This is a genomic window from Acinetobacter sp. A2, assembly GCF_012371325.1.
Taxonomy (GTDB): domain Bacteria; phylum Pseudomonadota; class Gammaproteobacteria; order Pseudomonadales; family Moraxellaceae; genus Acinetobacter.
In genome coordinates, this window is sequence record NZ_JAAZQX010000001.1 from 205,299 (window position 1) to 222,822 (window position 17,524).

Below are 17,524 nucleotides of genomic sequence, written 5' to 3' on the forward strand. Positions count from 1 at the left end.
GAGTTTGCTCAGCAGCTATGTTGAGAATTAGTTGGTTGGGCCTTTATAACCTGTTAGCAATAATCCATAAGACTTGTCTTTGTCTTGGTGGGTGACTTTTACAGGTAAGTAGTCAAGTTTTGGTGCAAGCCAGAAAATCGTGTCACGGTTAGGTTTGTTGTGTTTAAGAACCACTTTAATGGTGTCAAACGTACCGTAATTGGTTTTGATTTTTTCTGAACCTTGTTTAATAAAGCGACGTGATTCAACTTCTTTGTTGTCAGCAATATAGTAGCTCGACTTTAAACCGCCACTTTTTAAGTCTTCACGAATTTGCAATTCTGCATTGAGTTCATCCAACACACCTGCTTTCCACGCAAACGAGCGTGCATCGCTGTCTTTTTTGGTGTTAATGGTTTTTGCAGCAGGATTAAAATTAATATTCATGGTGTTGTTATGCACCAAAATTTTACTGCTGCGGCTAAAACTAGACGAGCCAATTTTACCGTCATTAAAAGTAAAACGGCTGGTTTCAGTGGCAGATGCAATCACACCTGCTTTGGCTGCAAATACATAATTCCACTGATTGCCTGTTTTGCTTAAGGTACGTGTTGCAGAACCCAAGTTTTTACCATTGTAGTTAAACTGGTAACTAGCTTGGAAAGGACTCATGGCAAATGCTTGGCTAGAGAAACCAGCCAAGAACAGTGCTGTGGACACACCGGCTGCCATACCCATTGTTTTCAATACATGATTTGCCATTGCTGAGATATTTCCTCTGTATGTAGGGAGATGCAATTTGCTTGCTTGTTGCCATTATACGCATTGAATATGAAGAGAAAATTGGAAATTATGCGGCTTATGTAGTTTTCCTGTATGTATTCTCTTCCAAAATTTAACCAAATTTAGTAGATACGATGAGCAAGGCAGGCATTAGCTTTGTTTTTGTTTCAATGGTGTCACTTGTGTATCTTCTAGGGTTTCACTCAGGTCATCCAGTCTTTCTTCAGACATTTTACGGAACAATGCCGTTAAATTGACGTTGCCCATCAGTACCAATTCGGCTTCACGTAATACAGCGTGATTCACGTGAACTTTGCCTAAGGTGTCAATGATCGAGCGGTTTTTGCCTAGCCAGCGGTTTAAGTCCAAATGCAGTAAGTCATCTTTGACTTTAATGACTTTAAGTTTTTCTAAAATCATCCCCAAAGGGTCGTCATTGCGTATTTTTTGATAGTAGAACAAGGCACATTTCACGGCAATTTTATGAAAAACACTTGGATAACTGGCATCAATTACTTGGGTGTCACTGATTTGTTCAAACACAATCAGTTGTGTGTTTTTATTCAGCTCCATCTGTACCAGTTTTAAATCAACCGAAAGGGTAATGTTTAAACCGTTATAGTCCAGCGTAGCGTACAGGCGTAACCAGTCATCGTGTAAGTCTGCATGCAGATCTTGCAACATTTTCACATTATCAGTCACAAAGCGCTGAAAAGTCGCATTTAAGAAGACTTGAGATAATGGAAATTCACGTTCATCCTCAATAAATCCTTCCGCTTTTTGGTACACTTGTCGGATACGTTGAGAGATATTGGTGATCAGGCTTTGCATACGGCGTCCAGGTCGTTCATTGATTCTTTTCAGATACAAATATTTTATCGAATTGTATTAAAAATACAGGCACAGAAGCTTGCAGTTTAGCAAAATAAATTGCACCATTTTTAATATTTTAAGATTCGGCAGTCAGCTTTTTGATGAACTTGGCAGTTTTGAAAAAAGTAAAATCTGTTCAAAGTAACTTGCTCTTAGATTTATACCGCATTTAGCGGCTTGGGGAATCGGACATTTTGTCGGATTAATGTGATGCTAAAAAAAATTCAATTGATGCCTACTTCACAAGAGTGGTGGAAAGACCCTATTTTTGCTGCTGCGTTACTCGTGGCTGCTGTGTTGCACGTGATGATTTTAGCTGTGCAATTTGCTGCACCACAGCAAAGCGATGCCGCAGTCAAAGAAATTGCGGTATCGGTACGTATGAGTGATACAAAAGTTGAAGATGCAGACTTTTTAGCACAGGCCGATCAACAAGGTTCGGGTACTTTCCGAGAAGAACATCGCATGTCTAGTGACATGCCAGCACCTATGACTGAGCAAAGTGCAGGTGAACAGCAGCTGGAAAGCTTAGAGCGTATGCAGCAACAGCGTGAATTAAACTTTGAAGAAAAAGTGTTGATGACCACGCTTAGCTGGCAAAAGCAGGCGGCAGAAAATCAGCGTAAAAAAGCCATGCAGGAATTGAATAGTCAGTTTCAGGCCAAGGCGGCCATGGTTGCAAGTATTGAGGCACAATATTTACAACGCCAACAAAACTTTAGCCGTCAGCAAAAAATTAAAACCATTGATGGAATTCAGGCCAAGCAAGACAACACTGCGGGCTATATGGAAAAATTCCGTCAAAAAGTCGAATTTTACGGTAACCGTTATTATCCTGAACAAGCCAAAGCACAGAATTTGGCTGGCGAAGTCCGTTTGATGGTGATTTTAAATAACAATGGCGGGATTCGTGCCATTCGTTTAATTGAAAGTTCAGGCCATGCCATGCTGGATGAAGCAGCGAAGGCTTCGGTGCGTAAGGCCGCACCTTTTGGTGCATTCGATGCGAAAATGAAAGATATTTCTGAATTACGGATTGTGCGGACGTGGCGCTTTGACCCTGCCGAAGCTGAGTTTGAGGTGCGCTAGTTTTTCCCTCTCTCTAACTCTCTCCCGAAGGGAGAGAGAATTTTGTGTGTAGTGTTAAAATCATAGGATTCTACCCACGTTCTCCTTCCTACGAGGGAATTAGAGGAAGGGCTTTCAGAGGACGAAGTAATAAAAATCTGATCTCTGCAATGTTCTTCTAGTATTTAGCAATCATGGGACTCTCATGATTGTTCTCCCTCCCACTGGGAGGGAGTTAGAGAGAGGGGCTTTCATAGATATAGTAACTACATCTGATTTCTTCTTTGTGCAGCAATGTTCTTGTAGTATTCAGCAATCATAGGCTCTAACTCACGTTCTTCTTCGCGAGGGAATTAGAAGTAGGACAGTTTTCAATAAAAAAGCGAGCCGAAGCCCGCTATTTTTATAGTGTTCTAGAACTTCAAATTTAATCTCTTTCCACGTATGGATTTTCTAAGCCCAACTTGGCAAGAATCTCAATTTCTAAAGCTTCCATTTCTTCGGCATCCTCATCTGAGGTTTCATGGTCGTAGCCCATGAGATGCAGCGTGCCGTGTACCAGCATGTGAGTGAAATGTGCCAAAGGTGTTTTAGCTTGTTCGGCTGCTTCCTGTAAAACCACAGGAATACAAATCACCAGATCACCAATTGGAAAGCTTGGCAACACTTGTGCCATTTCATCGGGTAAATCACTCGGGAAAGACAAGACATTGGTCGATTTGTCTTTTTTGCGATATTCCAGATTAAGCTTGAGACTTTCTGCATGATCAACACAGGCAATCCCAATTTCACAGTCACTTTGGGTGTCTATATGCCTTAAAGTGGTTTCCACCACTTTTTTAAGATAGGCGCGCTTTAATACCAGCTCAGGTGCTTGAATGTCCTGTTGCAGGCTTAGACTTAGTTTCAAAATGAATCCTTAATACTTCAGTAGGTTGCAGAACGCACAGCCACTAGTGCTGTGCATCTGCTGCGGCATCATTTTCCGCAATTAAAGCTTCCTGACGTGCTTTGCGTTCAGCACGTGCTTCGGCACTTAAACGCTGTTGCTCACTGTCCCAGCCTTCGTAGGCTTCAACAATTTTTTGCACCAACTGGTGACGTACTACATCACGTGAGTGGAAACGTGTGATGTGAATTTCATGCACATTTTCCAAGACACGCAGCGCATGAGATAAACCTGATTGCTGACCACGTGGTAAATCAACCTGAGTCACGTCACCAGTAATGACCGCACGAGAGCCAAAGCCCAAACGAGTCAGGAACATTTTCATTTGTTCAGGGGTGGTATTCTGCGCTTCATCCAAAATCACAAAAGAGTGATTTAGGGTGCGACCACGCATATATGCTAGGGGCGCAACTTCAATTACTTGACGTTCAATGAGTTTGGCCACTTTCTCAAAACCCAACATTTCATATAGGGCGTCATAAAGTGGGCGCAAGTAGGGGTCAATTTTTTGGGTTAAATCACCAGGTAGGAAACCCAGTTTTTCACCTGCTTCAACCGCAGGACGCACCAATAGAATTCGCTGAATTTCATTGCGTTCCAGCATATCTACGGCAGCAGCTACGGCCAAATAGGTTTTACCTGTACCTGCAGGACCAATACCAAAAGAAATATCGCTTTGCAAAATACGCTGAACATAACGCTTTTGGTTGGCACCGCGTGGGTTAATACGGCCTTTGCGGGTTTGTAACCAAACAGCATCCAATCCAGTATGCTCTTGCCCATCATCCGATTGTAATTCACGGTCAGTCTGACTGCCTTGAATCATCATGTGGAGCGTGTCTGCACTGATTTGTGCAGAACTTTCCGCTTCTTCATGCAGGCGTTGCAAGAGCGTTTCGGCTCGCTCAACTGCATCAATTTCCCCATCTATAAAAAAGGCGTCACCACGATGGGAAATTTGGACGTCTAGGCGTTGTTCGATTTGTTTCAAATGTCCGTTATAAGCACCGAGCATGCTTTTTAAACGTTCCATTGAAATACCAGGAAAAGTTACTGTACGTCGAATCGCTGCAGTCAAGAGAATTCCTTAATCTGTTATTGGACTTTAGCTCCTACATTACGCCACGTCAGGCTCAAGATTCAAGAGCTCACCATAAACTAAATTCAAAGTTTTAATCTCGGTAATCTCAATCTCCGCAAAGCGTCCGACCCAAGCAGGGTCACCAATAAATGTTACTAAACGTGTATTGTCTGCTGTGCCGACCAAAATGTTCGGATCTTTATCAGAAACATTTTCAATCAGGACACGTTGCACCGTACCCAGCATGGCATCGGTCTTATCAATACTCGATTGTTTGATCCATTGTTGGACTTTGGCCAAACGCTCTTTTTTCACATCTTCAGGTGTGGTGTCTTCAAGTTCAGATGCAGGCGTACCTGGACGTTTTGAATAGATGAAACTGTACGAGTGGTCAAAATCCATCTCTTGAATAAACTGATAAGTTTCTTCAAAGTTTTGATCGGTTTCACCAGGGAAGCCAATAATAAAATCGCTAGATAAATGCATATCTGGGCGCACTTTACGTAATTTGGCAATCTTGTCGATATACACATCAATGGTGTGGTTACGCTTCATGGCTTGTAGCACATCGTTTGAGCCACTTTGTACAGGTAAGTGTAAATGCGACACCATTTGCGGTAAATCACGGTAGCATTGAATTAAATCATCATTAAATTCAAGCGGGTGTGATGTGGTGTAACGAATACGACCAATGCCAGGCACTTCGGCAACTAAACGCAGTAAATCTGCGAAAGTACAAATTTTGCCGTCAAAAGTCTCACCACGGTAACCATTCACGTTTTGACCGAGCAAGCTAATTTCACGTACACCTTTTTCTGCCAAAGTCGCAATTTCAGCCAAGACATCATCTAAAGGACGTGAAACTTCTTCACCACGGGTATATGGCACGACACAGAATGAGCAGTATTTTGAACAGCCTTCCATAATCGATACAAAGGCCTTAAAGCCTTCAACTCGCGGCTCAGGTAGGAAGTCGAACTTTTCGATGTCTGGGAAAGAAATATCCACCAGTTTGATTTTTTCTTTCTTTGGTTTTTCGACCTGATCGTGGTGTTGATCAAGCATTTGCGGTAAACGGTGTAAGGTTTGTGGACCAAAAATCATATCCACATACGGGGCACGCTTTTGAATATTGTCGCCTTCCTGAGAAGCGACGCAACCGCCTACGCCAATCACCAAATCAGGATTTTTTTCTTTCAGCTTACGCCAGCGACCTAATTCAGAAAACACCTTTTCCTGCGCTTTTTCACGAATCGAACAGGTATTCATGAGCAGAATATCGGCATCAGCAGGGTTGCTGGTCAGTACATAGCCGTGAGAATCGCCTAAAAGGTCTGCCATACGGTGACTGTCATACTCATTCATCTGACACCCTTGCGTTTCGATATACAGTTTTTTGACTGAACCGTCGGCTGGGGTGTGCTGTGGCTGGGTAACAGTGTTTTCTGAGGCAGCTTGGGCACCATTGGGGATGAAGGTTTGAACCGTCATGTAGGCTCCTAAGAGATAGTTCACTAAATCGTTTATAAAAAATAAACGTCATTAGACAAAAGAAAGGCGCATATTTTAGCAGGAATTCACGCTAAACTGACAGCCTTAAATCAGCACAACAGCTGATTGAAATATGAAGAAATTTGTTTGAACATGAGTTGTAAGATTAATAGTGTCTAATCAGAAGGTTACATAACAGAACACAACTGCGGTTCTAGACTAATTAAACTAAACCTAAAGATGAGATGCGGACCTCGAGGCGGAAGTAAATGACCGAAAGCAAGCGAATGCTGCAAATGATGAAACAAAATAATAATTTAGCTAAAAAGCTTGCTTTGAGCCTTGTTTCATTTGCAGTCATGGCAAGTACGCATGCGGCAAATGAACAGTTCAATGATGCGTTACGTGCCGCCAATTCAGGTGATGTCGATTTATTGCAGCAGTATCAATACGCCATGCAAAATGATGTATTGGGCTATTATCCTGAATATTGGTCATTAAATACTAACCTTGGCATGCAGCCTGCCACCGCTATTATCCAGTTTGCACAGCGACATCCTCAATCAGCTATGGCGGAAAAATTGGCTGCCGACTATGTCGAAGAAAAAGTTAAACAAGCAGATTTTGGCAGTGCACAACCTGTGCTTGCCTATGTGAGTAATGCCGATCAGGCGGAAAGTTGTGCTATGGCGCAGGTGCGCACCCGTTCGGGCGATCCTTTAGTGCTGGCTGAATATAAAGATGTTTGGCTGACCACTAATTCACAACCTGAATCTTGTACAGGTTTGGGCCGCATGATGCTCTCTAGTCCAATCATGACTCAGCAAGACAAGCAGCAGCGTTTGTGGGGGCAATTGCGTGCAGGGCAGTCAGGGCAAGCTTTGGCGACTGCGCAAAGTTTGGGTATGAATCTGAGTTTGGCACAACTGAACAGTATTCAGGCTAATCCACTGAATTATTTATGGTCGGCCCCAAAAGCCAGCAATGAAGATCACGCTTATTTAATTTATGCCATAGGTCGTTTAGCCGACAGTGATCTGGATTCGGCCTTGTCTTCGCTAAAACGGAGCGCAGAGGGCACACCCGATGCCGTACAAAAAGCGTTGCACCGTGCAGTAGGCTATATTGGCGGCACCACGGTGATGAAAAATAATTTCAACCGTGAAGTGTTAAATGCCTTAGATGCCAGTTATGGCTTGCCATTTAGCCCCGAAGAGGCAGAAATTTATGCCAGACAGGCCATCCGCTTTGGTGCATGGGAAAGTGTGATTCGTGCAGTAGACAGCATGAGTGTGACTCAGAAACAAGAAGACCGTTGGCAATACTGGTTGGCCCGTGCCTCAGAACAACGTGGTGATGCAGCATCAAAACGCAGTGCGCAAAATATTTATAAACAGTTGGCACAGGGCGATGATTATCACAACTTATTAGCAAAAGATCGTCTTGGGCAGCGTTACAATGCCATTCCAGTAAATAGCCAGCCGACAACTAATGATTTGCAGCGTTTAAATCAGGATATTCACTTTAACCGTGCTTTTGCCTTACGTGAAATTAATGCGCCCGCCAATTATGTGAATCGAGAATGGAATTGGGCGGTACGTCAGGCCTATTTAAGACAGGATGATGGTTTGATTTTGGCAGCCGCCAAACGTGCGACCGATATGGGGTGGTACGACCGTGCAATTTATGCAGCAGACCGTACTGTGAATAAGCACAACTACAGTTACCGTTATGCAATGCCACACCGTAATTATGTGGTGAGTCATAGTCAAAATGCAGGTATTGACCCTGCTTGGGCTTATGGTTTGATGCGTCAAGAAAGCCGTTTCAATACTACGGCACGTTCGCATGTCGGTGCGGGTGGACTCATGCAAATTATGCCAGACACGGCACGTTTGGTTGCACGACAAATGGGTGAAACTTACAATCCTGCTGCACTCAGTGATATGAATACCAATATCCGCTACGGTACATTTTATTTGTCGACCATTCAGCGACAATTAAGCAATAGTCCTGTGCTGGCCACAGCAGGGTACAACGCAGGGCCAAACCGTGCACGCCGTTGGCAGCCAGAGTTTCAGCAAATTGCAGCAGACCAATATACTGAAAGTATTCCTTTGCTGGAAACACGTGACTATGTAAAACACGTCATGACCAATGCTACACATTATGGATTGATGTTAGGTCAAGGCGGACAATCTATGAGTAGTCGTATGCAAAGTATTCCATCACGCAATACACCATAGTTAGTGGAATACTCAAGCATGCTATTTGTCATCGAATCACTATTTAGGGGGCAGAATCATTGAAAATGAGGATGGGTACCATTTTGCAGCCAATTCATTTTGCATTGCTCAGTTTGGGTGGTGCTGCTTTGGTCATGTGTACACAAAATGCATTTTCAGCTCCTGTGCAAGGCTATGTGATGTCGGTTCAAATGACTCCAGCCGTATGTTTAATTGATTCAACCAAAAGCAAAAAGCGTAAATGTTTAGAAGGTTACTCGCTGAATATTGAGGGTTTATATCCTGAAGTAGCGACACGTGAATGTAGCACCCATTCATCGGCAAAGTTACCACCGTTACAAGCGAAGGTGGTGGCGCGAGTCATGCCCGATGATGCTGCACGAGTACAGCTTTGGCAGGGGATAGGTGGGTGTGTGCCTATGAATGCTAGTCAGTATTTCCGAATGATCATTAACAATGCAGATCGGATTAATGTGCCTGCGGTATTGACCGGACAAGACACTCAAACCGTACAACTGGGTCAGTTGCGTAGCCTGTTCTTAAAATCTAACTCGGGTATGTCATCCAAAAGCATTCATTTTCAATGCTCGAATCATCAGGGCAGCAGTTATTTAACCGAAATCAAAATTTGCTATAACAGTGCTGGGCGCTATAAGCAGTGTGCTGCCAACATTGGGTCAAATTGCCCAAGTCAGTTTGTGATTAAAGGTTCTTACTAGGTTTTTGAGCGCATTAAATTTGTGGTTTTGAGTCTTTTGGAAATATTTTATTTATATTTTCTATCAGACTTTTGTGGAATTTGATGCGCTTTTGCATGCATCCGCTGAATGATTGGAGTACAATCTTTCGCGTTTATGATTATTAGATTAAATGGACTGACTATTTAATCGCATTGACTATCCTCAACTGGAGATAATTACATGAAGCAACCCGTTCGTGTTGCCGTGACTGGCGCTGCAGGTCAAATTGGTTACAGCTTATTATTCCGTATCGCTAGCGGTGAAATGTTGGGTAAAGACCAACCAGTTATTCTTCAATTGTTAGAAATTCCTGTTGAGAAAGCTCAACAAGCGCTTAAAGGCGTAATGATGGAACTTGACGACTGTGCTTTCCCATTATTGGCAGGCATGATCGGTACTGATGATCCTAAAGTTGCATTTAAAGATGCTGACTACGCTTTATTAGTTGGTTCACGTCCACGTGGTCCTGGTATGGAACGTGCTGACTTGTTAAAAGTGAACGGCGAAATCTTCATTGGTCAAGGTCAAGCATTGAACGAAGTTGCTAGCCGTGACGTTAAAGTTCTTGTTGTAGGTAACCCTGCGAACACGAATGCTTACATCGCAATGAAATCTGCTGCAGACCTTCCTGCGAAAAACTTCACAGCAATGTTACGTCTTGACCACAACCGTGCGTTAACTCAACTTGCTCAAAAAGCGGGTGTTGCAGTTTCTGACATCAAAAACATGACAGTTTGGGGTAACCACTCTCCAACAATGTATGCTGACTACCGTTTTGCGAATGTAAACGGCGAAAGCTTAAAAGACAAAATCAACGATGCAGAATGGAACAAAGACGTATTCCTTCCAACAGTTGGTAAGCGTGGTGCTGCGATCATCGAAGCGCGTGGTTTATCTTCTGCTGCTTCTGCTGCAAACGCTGCAATTGACCACATGCGTGACTGGGCGCTTGGCACAAACGGCGAATGGGTAACTATGGGTATCCCTTCTGACGGTTCTTACGGTATTCCTGAAGGCGTAATGTTCGGTTTCCCTGTAACTTGCGAAAATGGCGAGTACAAAATCGTTCAAGGTCTTGAAATCGACGAGTTCAGCCGTGAGCGTATCAACTTCACGTTAAACGAACTTGAAGAAGAGCGCGCAGCAATTGCTGACATGCTTAAATAATTTAATCTTATAGATTAAATTTAAAACTCGATTAAGAGTTAGGCCAGTCAATTTTATTGACTGGCCTTTTCTTTTCTATGTTCATATTTCTTATAACAATAAGATTGATAAATCAAATTACCTTATATTTATTATCAGATATAAGAATGAATTATCTGCGATAAAATAAGCAGTCAGCCCTACAGCGTAGGGGAAATTGCGTAGAATACGCGGGTTTCCTTTTTCAAATTCTCTCTTCCATGTCTGTTATTGTTGCTGCTTCCCAAAGATCGAATGTTTCGGTTTGGGTGGCTTTTATCTTATTAATTGTGGGTACCTTGGGTGCCTATCAAATTGTTGGTCTGAATCAAGCGCTGTTATTTTTGATTGGCGGTGCTTTGGGGATGACCTTGTATCATGCTTCTTTTGGTTTTACTTCTAGCTGGCGCGTATTTATTAAGGCTCTAGACTAACATATCTATTCTGCTAGTCTAGAGCCTTATTAAAGAAGGGCGTGGGCGTGGGTTGCGTGCCCAAATGATCATGTTGGGTTTGGCGGTATTGCTATTTTTCCCTGCTTTAGGGGCAGGTGAATTATTTGGTAATCCTGTCAAAGGTAATGTAAATCCAGTTTCCATGTCAGTCATGATTGGTGCCTTTATTTTTGGTATAGGCATGCAATTGGGCGGCGGTTGTGCTTCAGGGACTTTGTACACCGTTGGCGGTGGTAGTGCCCGCATGTTGGTGACCTTACTCTTCTTTTGCTTAGGTTCGTTGATTGCAACATCACATTTGGATTGGTGGTTTAACCTACCACATTTAGCACCCATTTCTATTGTAGAAAGCTTTGGGGTGATTCCTGCGCTGTTGTTGAGTTTCGTTATTTTTGCGTTAATTGCAGCCGTGACAGTATGGGTTGAAAAGAAACGCCATGGCAGTTTAGAGGCAGAGCCACAAAGTCAGCAGCACGGCTGGAAACGCTTTCTGAAAGGCCCGTGGCCGTTGATTTGGGGCGGCATTATTTTAACCCTGCTTAACTTTGCTACCTTGGCCTTAGCAGGTCGTCCGTGGGGTGTAACCTCTGCACTTGCAGTTTGGGCTGCAAAAGTGGCGACCTTAGCAGGAATGGATGTAAGTGCTTGGGATTACTGGCAACAACCTGGCAATGCTAAAGCTCTAGCCAATTCACTTTGGCATGACATTACCTCGATGATGAATTTTGGCATCATGCTCGGTGCTTTGCTTGCAGCGAGTTTGGCAGGCAAGTTTGCGCCTAACTTTAATATTCACGTCGTTCACTGGTTGCAGCAGTTGTTGGTGGTCTATTACTTGGCTATGGCGCACGTTTAGCATACGGTTGTAATATCGGTGCTTACTTCAGTGGTATTGCATCAGGAAGTGTGCATGGTTGGTTGTGGTTGGTATTTGCCTTTATGGGGAATGCAATTGGCGTAAAACTGCGCCCGATTTTCTTTCCAAGTGAAAAGCCACAACCTGAAAAATTAACAGGTTGCTAAATTTAAAACTAAACCTATTCAGCCAGTCAGCGTAAATTTTGACTGGCTTTTTATTTCGTGGCTATTTCTCAGCTCTTAGCTAAATATTCGACATCATTCTTATCAACAATTTTTGATTCATTCTTACTTGTATTGCATGCTTTGAAACTTGCACAGAAACAGTTGTGTTGTACAAAAAATAACATGCTGCAACTCGGCTGCTGCTGAATACTTTTATAAAGCGAGTTACAGTCATCTTAATTACAGAAAGAGTTAAAGGAGGATGTCATGTTTGATCAACAACCAACTTTAGAACTGCTATTTCAACAATTGGGTCTAGATGCAGATGATGCTGCAATTGATCAATTTATTCGTGAACATCAATTGCCCGCAGAAACCAAATTACACTGTGCTGAATTTTGGACAGAGGGTCAGCGGCAATTTTTACAAAGCCATTGGAAAAAAGATGATGACTGGGCCATTGTGATTGAAACGCTGAATGAGCAATTGCATAGCGATCAGCATCCAAGTACGTAAATGGTGTGAAGTATGGTTATAAAAAGCTTGAGTGAGAGCAGCTCAAAAAATTAATCACAAAAAGATACAACAAACCCAGTCAAAGGACTGGGTTTTTTATGCAAAGTGTTATAAGTTGGTTCAATAAGGAATTACAAATAAACTAATAAAGGGGGCAAGGTGCTCATGCAAAATACTCCATCATTAGCCATGTTATTCAGCCAGCTCGGTTTAGCCAGTAGCCCTGCAGCCATTGAGCTGTATGTACGTACACATCAATTACCTGCACAGATTAATTTACATGAAGCGCCGTTTTGGAATAAATCGCAACGTGAATTTTTAATTAGTCATTTGGTACAGGATGATGACTGGGCCATTTGGATTGATGAACTTAATCAACAGTTACACTTAGATGCTTATCGTTTGCAAGCAGTATAAAAACCATCTCATATTTATGCTAACGCCTCAATACGAGGCGTTTTTAATGCATTCTGCTTTTAAGCATCTGTTTAAACCACACTTCAGTTTGGTAAGCATTAAAGGCTGGGTGAATCTGCAATAACTCCAAATCAAACTCGGCAGTTTTACTGTATTTTCCTAGCCAATGGCGGCATAGTGCAGTTTCATTTTTACTGGCGCTGGCATAGGCCAAGAAAAAGAAAATATCGCCATGCGCATAATGGGTCATAGCTTTTAAAATTTGCTGGGTAATCAGTGCATATTTGGCATCACGCGTGAGCTCAAAATACATCATATATGCTTTGGCTAAATGCAAAGACAGATTGATATACAGCGACAAGGGCATTTCTTCAAATTCAACACGACCTTGCTCCAACAGCACAATCGCTTCTTGTAAAAAGTAAATCTGCTCTTGGCGCAACTCACTTAAACTGACCAGTTGTAAGCGTAAATCGGCACGTTCCAGCGCCAGTTCTGGGGTGTTCCCTTGTAAGAAAAGTTGGTCGGTTTCACCAATACGTTGAATAAGTTGTTGAGTCGAATGGCGCATTGGTGAATTCCTAGTTGCAATATGGGCTATACATCGGGGCAGATTTGAGCTTTTAAAGCCAAAGCACTGGAAAAACTACAAGCATTTCTAGCAAACTTACCAAAGCGCATTGCCACTGCGTAACCACGCTGTGATGGATAAACGTTGTTGCTTGGCGGGTAAAACTTCATGCAATAAATCACTTTGAAAAATGGCTAATCGGTTTGGTGATGGTTCAATAATATGCCATTGGTCGTGTTTATCTTGTAGGCGGAGCTGACCACCCCAGTCAGGTTGCCATTCGCTATGTAAATAATATACGGCAGAAATCACCCGATCATTTTTCTGTTGAGGGTTGTCACGGTGCAAGGCGTAAAAAGACCCAGTTTGATAACTGGCAAAATGTGCTTCGACTTCACGAATACCCAAATAAAATGCCTGATTGAATTGTTCTGCTAAGGCTAAAAGCGTTTGGGTATGTTGATGGGCTGTGCTTAAGTTTTCATGAATCCATAAAATATGATCACTGCGAATATTGCTGACCACGCCATTTTGAATGGCGGCTTCACGAAACTGATCTAAATTTTGACTACACTCTAGCAGCAATTGTTGCTGATATTCGGGTGAATAAGCATCATCAATTATTGCAAAACCATGTTGATCCAAATCTTCAAGAATTCGATCAACATTCCAGGACTTTGGGAGAAGTGTAGCGTCCATATAAAATACTCAGAAAAAGATGAAATTGAGAGTTGGTTATTTTAGAGGAATACAAGCTCCTGAATGAAACTTTTTTTCATGCTAAAATAGCGGTTGATTTTAGGAATGAACCAAACATGAATTATCGTCACCATTTCCATGCAGGCAACTTTGCCGATGTCATGAAGCACGTCTTATTGCTGCAAATTCTGACGCGTTTAAATGCCAAAGATAAACCTTATCGTTATGTCGATACACATGGCGGTGCGGGTAAATATGACTTGTCTTTAGCACCTGCACAGAAATCGGGTGAATTTTTAAATGGTATTCACCGTTTGGTAAAACTAGATGATTCAATCAAGCGTCAGGCACCAGAAGGTGTACAGCAATATTTAAAACTGGTTGAAGAAATGCGTACTGTCGATGGTCAGGGGGCTTATCCAGGTTCTCCGTGGTTTGCCTTACAGGGTATGCGTGACATCGACAAAGCCACAATTTTTGAAATGCAGCGCGACGTATTTCAGCAATTACGTCATAACATTCGTGACAAACGTGCAGGCTTACATGAACGTGATGCCTACGAAGGTTTATTGGGTGTGATTCCACCTAAAGAAAAACGTGGTTTGGTGATGATTGACCCACCGTATGAATTGGAACGTAAAGACTTTCCACAATTGGTGGAATTATTGGCTGCTGCGCATAAAAAATGGCCGACAGGTGTGTTCGCAGTATGGTATCCAATTAAAGACCGCGCCATGATTGAACGTTTTGAAAAGAAAATGTTTAAAACAGGTATTCGCCGTCAGTTAATTTGTGAAATTTGTGTATGGCCAGATGACACACCAGTTGGTTTAAATGGCTGTGGTTTGTTGGTGATTAATCCACCTTGGAAATTCTCTGAAGATGCAGATGAAGCCTTGCAATGGCTATTCCCTCATTTACGCATGCAAGAACATGGTGGGCATGCTGCAGTGCGCTGGTTGGTTGGCGAATAAAAAAGTTAAATAGACGTTCAGGTTACAGTTAGGACACAAAATAATGACAAATACATCCAAGCCCGAAGGTGAATATAGTTCCCGTGATCTTGAACATGACGGAATTACATTTGAGGTGGTGGAAGAAGAGCATACCCGCGAAGGGCAAAAGGTGAAACGTCGTGGTATCTACCTGTGGCCAAACCTGATTACCACGGCAGCATTGTTGTCGGGTTTTTACTCGATTATTGCCAGTATGAATGGTGAGTTTAGCCAAGCCATTTACGCTATTTTTCTAGCGGCATTATTTGATGGTCTAGATGGGCGTGTGGCACGTGCTATTGGCGCGCAAAGTCCTTTTGGTGAGCAGTTTGACTCTTTGTCTGATATGTTGGCTTTTGGGGTTGCGCCTGCCATTCTTATGTATAGCTGGAGCTTGCATGATTTAGGCCGTATTGGCTTGGCGGCATGTTTTGTTTATACCGCTTGTGCTGCCTTCCGTTTGGCGCGTTTTAATGTGCAAATTGGTGTGGTCGATAAACGTTATTTTATTGGAGTTGCGAGTCCTTTAGCAGCACTGATTATTGTGTCTTTGGTTTGGGTGGGGCGTGATTTCCCTGAACTGTATGATATTCGTGAGTTTGGGCTACAAATCTTGAATGCTGTGATTATTATTGCAGTAGGCTTATTGATGATTTCTAACATCAAATATTATTCATTTAAAACCTTTGACCGTAAACGTGTTCCATTTTTTGTTTTACCTATAGCCGTCTTTATTTTGGCCGCCATGACTTATAACATTCCAGTAGGTATTTTGGTGATTTCAATCATTTATGCACTTTCAGGTTTTGTGACCACCTTTATGGCAAGAAAAAATGCAGTGAGTTAGTGCAGCATTAGACTGACACATCAACTCACAAGGAGTTTGATATGCAGCTGTTTCAAGATTTTTTAGATCGTTCCAAACAACTCAATCAAACTCCTGATGCGCTTTGTAAATTGCCTTATCATGCGCCAAAACATCATTATAAATTTATCTATCAGGGCTTAATTCTGCCTGCTTTACCTGCACCATTGCATTATGTGAATTTTCTCGGTTTATTGGGCCATCTGAATAGTAATATGTTACGTACTGAGCAGATGCTGAACGGTTCAGCTTTAGATACTGTCAGTATTCATTGCAGCACCAGTCCGCACATGGTAGGACAAACCAATCATTATTCCATGCAACACGATTGCAAATTCAGTCGACACAATTTTCAGTTTGCTCGTAAAGAATGCATTACAGGTAAGTTTCCGCAATTTCGGATTCAGCGTGATGATACTGAGTTGAGTTTTGATTTACAGATCACCACAAGTACCACAATTTCTTATTTCACTAAACTGCGGATGAGTTTAGCCGAACACTGGTCATTATTGTGCCAATGTGAAGGCGATGTTCGTTATAAAAATCAAAATTTTGAGATTCAACAATTAGGCAGTTTTGAATACGCCAGATCAATACAGTTTCCCTATTTAGCGGTCGCATTCTTTTGCTATCAGGTAATTAATTTAGAGAATCAGCAGCAAATGCTGTTGTTACAAAGTCGTGATGTATTCAATCGTATTCTGCAATCTCGAATTTATTTGCGTGATGCAAGCACTGGGCAAAGTACTTTGTTTGATGAACAGGTTCAGCTACATATTCAGCGTGTCTATCCACAAGTGACAACACCAATCGGACAGACAATGTATTTACCGCGTGAATTTGAATGGACTTGTCAGGATGTAAATGGCAACAGTATTTATGTCAAGGCGCAAAGTCGAGGGGATTTTAAATTTGGCGCGGCTGCAGGTTATGTAGGGAGTTTTCAATACCAACTTTCTATCAATGGAAACTTGCAACAGGGTGAAGCAGGTTATTGTGAATATATAGATTGCCGTGCGCTGAAGTGGCAGGAGCAAGATCAGGCGGAAAATGTACCCGCGGCAGTATTGAATCCCGAACCTTTTATGATCAAAAAAAGAAATAATCAAGATTTTTCTGGAAAATTACATAATTTTGATGAATAAACAACCACTCAAACAATATTTTTGCTAAAAACAAAAAACAGGGCTTGCAAGCGATGGGAATTCATCTATAATGCACATCCATCGGCGGTGATGTTGATAAAAACTTGTTGAAAAACAATAGCTTGGTTGATTGATTTAAGATTAATTGAGTTTGTTTTGAGTAGATGGGTTTGAAAATAAAATCAACATTGCATGTTGACTTTCTAGAAATAGAGAGTAGTATAGCCGACCTAGCTTGATGCTGACGAAGCATCGAGAAGATCATTAAGAGATTATGAAGAACAACTTGTGTGGATTTTTACTGATTGATTAATCGAAATATTATCATTGATTGATTGGTTTAAATTACTCGAAGTTTATTTGAGCGAAATTTAAGTCAGAAAATTGATGAGCCAGATTTGGAAGTTTAGATTAAAACTTCAAAATGATTTTAACTGAAGAGT

16 protein-coding genes and 1 pseudogene are annotated in these 17,524 nt (G+C 42.0%); 10 read left to right on the forward strand and 7 right to left on the reverse strand.

Translation table 11 applies throughout. The features are described 5' to 3' along the window. Positions 1-27: 27 nt before the first annotated feature. Positions 28-741, reverse strand: a complete 714-nt coding sequence (locus tag HHA43_RS00950) for a DUF3108 domain-containing protein (RefSeq protein ID WP_168418533.1) — start codon at positions 739-741, stop codon at positions 28-30. Positions 742-912: 171 nt separating this feature from the next. Continuing rightward, positions 913-1,593, reverse strand: a complete 681-nt coding sequence (locus tag HHA43_RS00955) for a hypothetical protein (RefSeq protein ID WP_168526024.1) — start codon at positions 1,591-1,593, stop codon at positions 913-915. A gap of 273 nt (positions 1,594-1,866) precedes the next feature. Between HHA43_RS00955 and HHA43_RS00960 the strand changes: the two genes are divergently transcribed. Further along, a complete protein-coding gene (locus HHA43_RS00960) occupies positions 1,867-2,724 on the forward strand; it encodes an energy transducer TonB (protein WP_171525687.1) in 858 nt (285 codons plus the stop codon). Positions 2,725-3,130: 406 nt separating this feature from the next. On the opposite strand, the gene ybeY is transcribed toward HHA43_RS00960, so the two are convergent. From ybeY to miaB, 3 genes are read right to left on the reverse strand one after another with little or no spacing between them, the layout of a single operon-like run. Then, positions 3,131-3,613: an rRNA maturation RNase YbeY gene (gene ybeY, locus HHA43_RS00965; protein ID WP_168418536.1), complete on the reverse strand. Its 483-nt coding sequence runs from the start codon at positions 3,611-3,613 to the stop codon at positions 3,131-3,133. Between the two features lie 43 nt (positions 3,614-3,656). Next, complete coding sequence (locus HHA43_RS00970; protein WP_070155261.1) at positions 3,657-4,730, reverse strand: PhoH family protein; 1,074 nt, start codon at positions 4,728-4,730, stop codon at positions 3,657-3,659. 39 nt (positions 4,731-4,769) lie between these two features. After that, a complete protein-coding gene (gene miaB, locus HHA43_RS00975) occupies positions 4,770-6,224 on the reverse strand; it encodes a tRNA (N6-isopentenyl adenosine(37)-C2)-methylthiotransferase MiaB (RefSeq protein WP_168418537.1) in 1,455 nt (484 codons plus the stop codon). Positions 6,225-6,583: 359 nt separating this feature from the next. Between miaB and HHA43_RS00980 the strand changes: the two genes are divergently transcribed. The 6 genes and pseudogenes from HHA43_RS00980 to HHA43_RS01005 all read left to right on the forward strand — a co-directional run bounded on the left by HHA43_RS00980 (position 6,584) and on the right by HHA43_RS01005 (position 12,806). Then, positions 6,584-8,470, forward strand: a complete 1,887-nt coding sequence (locus tag HHA43_RS00980) for a lytic transglycosylase domain-containing protein (RefSeq protein ID WP_171525269.1) — start codon at positions 6,584-6,586, stop codon at positions 8,468-8,470. A gap of 71 nt (positions 8,471-8,541) precedes the next feature. After that, entirely contained in the window at positions 8,542-9,189 is a 648-nt protein-coding gene (locus HHA43_RS00985; RefSeq protein WP_228278958.1) for a ribonuclease T2 family protein, read from the forward strand. Positions 9,190-9,390: 201 nt separating this feature from the next. Further along, on the forward strand, positions 9,391-10,377 hold the full coding sequence (locus HHA43_RS00990) for a malate dehydrogenase (protein ID WP_168461095.1): 987 nt from the start codon (positions 9,391-9,393) through the stop codon (positions 10,375-10,377). Positions 10,378-10,616: 239 nt separating this feature from the next. Beyond that, positions 10,617-11,873: pseudogene (locus HHA43_RS00995) on the forward strand (YeeE/YedE family protein). A 267-nt stretch (positions 11,874-12,140) separates the two neighbouring features. Next, positions 12,141-12,389, forward strand: coding sequence for a DUF2789 family protein (locus HHA43_RS01000; protein WP_004976204.1), 249 nt, complete (start codon positions 12,141-12,143; stop codon positions 12,387-12,389). A gap of 159 nt (positions 12,390-12,548) precedes the next feature. Further along, positions 12,549-12,806, forward strand: coding sequence for a DUF2789 family protein (locus HHA43_RS01005; RefSeq protein WP_026438536.1), 258 nt, complete (start codon positions 12,549-12,551; stop codon positions 12,804-12,806). A gap of 43 nt (positions 12,807-12,849) precedes the next feature. Here HHA43_RS01005 and HHA43_RS01010 read toward each other — a convergent pair whose 3' ends face one another. Then, on the reverse strand, positions 12,850-13,377 hold the full coding sequence (locus HHA43_RS01010; protein ID WP_168541448.1) for a hypothetical protein: 528 nt from the start codon (positions 13,375-13,377) through the stop codon (positions 12,850-12,852). 96 nt (positions 13,378-13,473) lie between these two features. Beyond that, a complete protein-coding gene (locus HHA43_RS01015; RefSeq protein ID WP_131261017.1) occupies positions 13,474-14,076 on the reverse strand; it encodes a 2OG-Fe(II) oxygenase in 603 nt (200 codons plus the stop codon). A gap of 116 nt (positions 14,077-14,192) precedes the next feature. Between HHA43_RS01015 and HHA43_RS01020 the strand changes: the two genes are divergently transcribed. Genes HHA43_RS01020 through HHA43_RS01030 form a run of 3 tightly spaced genes read left to right on the forward strand, consistent with a single transcriptional unit; the run spans position 14,193 to position 17,081 of the window. Further along, on the forward strand, positions 14,193-15,050 hold the full coding sequence (locus HHA43_RS01020) for a 23S rRNA (adenine(2030)-N(6))-methyltransferase RlmJ (protein ID WP_168418543.1): 858 nt from the start codon (positions 14,193-14,195) through the stop codon (positions 15,048-15,050). A 43-nt stretch (positions 15,051-15,093) separates the two neighbouring features. After that, the gene (pssA, locus tag HHA43_RS01025) at positions 15,094-15,918 is read left to right on the forward strand and encodes a CDP-diacylglycerol--serine O-phosphatidyltransferase (RefSeq protein ID WP_168418544.1); all 825 of its coding nucleotides are present in this window, start codon (positions 15,094-15,096) and stop codon (positions 15,916-15,918) included. A 41-nt stretch (positions 15,919-15,959) separates the two neighbouring features. Further along, entirely contained in the window at positions 15,960-17,081 is a 1,122-nt protein-coding gene (locus tag HHA43_RS01030; protein WP_168541450.1) for a DUF6670 family protein, read from the forward strand. Positions 17,082-17,524: the final 443 nt, after the last annotated feature.

Excerpts from the sequence above, each read along its gene's own strand:
- HHA43_RS01020 (WP_168418543.1), top strand. The coding sequence starts at position 14,193 with ATGAATTATCGTCACCATTTCCATGCAGGCAACTTTGCCGATGTCATG.
- HHA43_RS00985 (WP_228278958.1), top strand. The coding sequence starts at position 8,542 with ATGGGTACCATTTTGCAGCCAATTCATTTTGCATTGCTCAGTTTGGGT.
- HHA43_RS00950 (WP_168418533.1), bottom strand. The coding sequence starts at position 741 with ATGGCAAATCATGTATTGAAAACAATGGGTATGGCAGCCGGTGTGTCC.
- HHA43_RS00955 (WP_168526024.1), bottom strand. The coding sequence starts at position 1,593 with ATGCAAAGCCTGATCACCAATATCTCTCAACGTATCCGACAAGTGTAC.
- HHA43_RS01010 (WP_168541448.1), bottom strand. The coding sequence starts at position 13,377 with ATGCGCCATTCGACTCAACAACTTATTCAACGTATTGGTGAAACCGAC.
- HHA43_RS00990 (WP_168461095.1), top strand. The coding sequence starts at position 9,391 with ATGAAGCAACCCGTTCGTGTTGCCGTGACTGGCGCTGCAGGTCAAATT.
- miaB (WP_168418537.1), bottom strand. The coding sequence starts at position 6,224 with ATGACGGTTCAAACCTTCATCCCCAATGGTGCCCAAGCTGCCTCAGAA.
- HHA43_RS01030 (WP_168541450.1), top strand. The coding sequence starts at position 15,960 with ATGCAGCTGTTTCAAGATTTTTTAGATCGTTCCAAACAACTCAATCAA.
- HHA43_RS00960 (WP_171525687.1), top strand. The coding sequence starts at position 1,867 with ATGCCTACTTCACAAGAGTGGTGGAAAGACCCTATTTTTGCTGCTGCG.
- HHA43_RS01000 (WP_004976204.1), top strand. The coding sequence starts at position 12,141 with ATGTTTGATCAACAACCAACTTTAGAACTGCTATTTCAACAATTGGGT.
- HHA43_RS00980 (WP_171525269.1), top strand. The coding sequence starts at position 6,584 with ATGGCAAGTACGCATGCGGCAAATGAACAGTTCAATGATGCGTTACGT.
- pssA (WP_168418544.1), top strand. The coding sequence starts at position 15,094 with ATGACAAATACATCCAAGCCCGAAGGTGAATATAGTTCCCGTGATCTT.
- HHA43_RS01015 (WP_131261017.1), bottom strand. The coding sequence starts at position 14,076 with ATGGACGCTACACTTCTCCCAAAGTCCTGGAATGTTGATCGAATTCTT.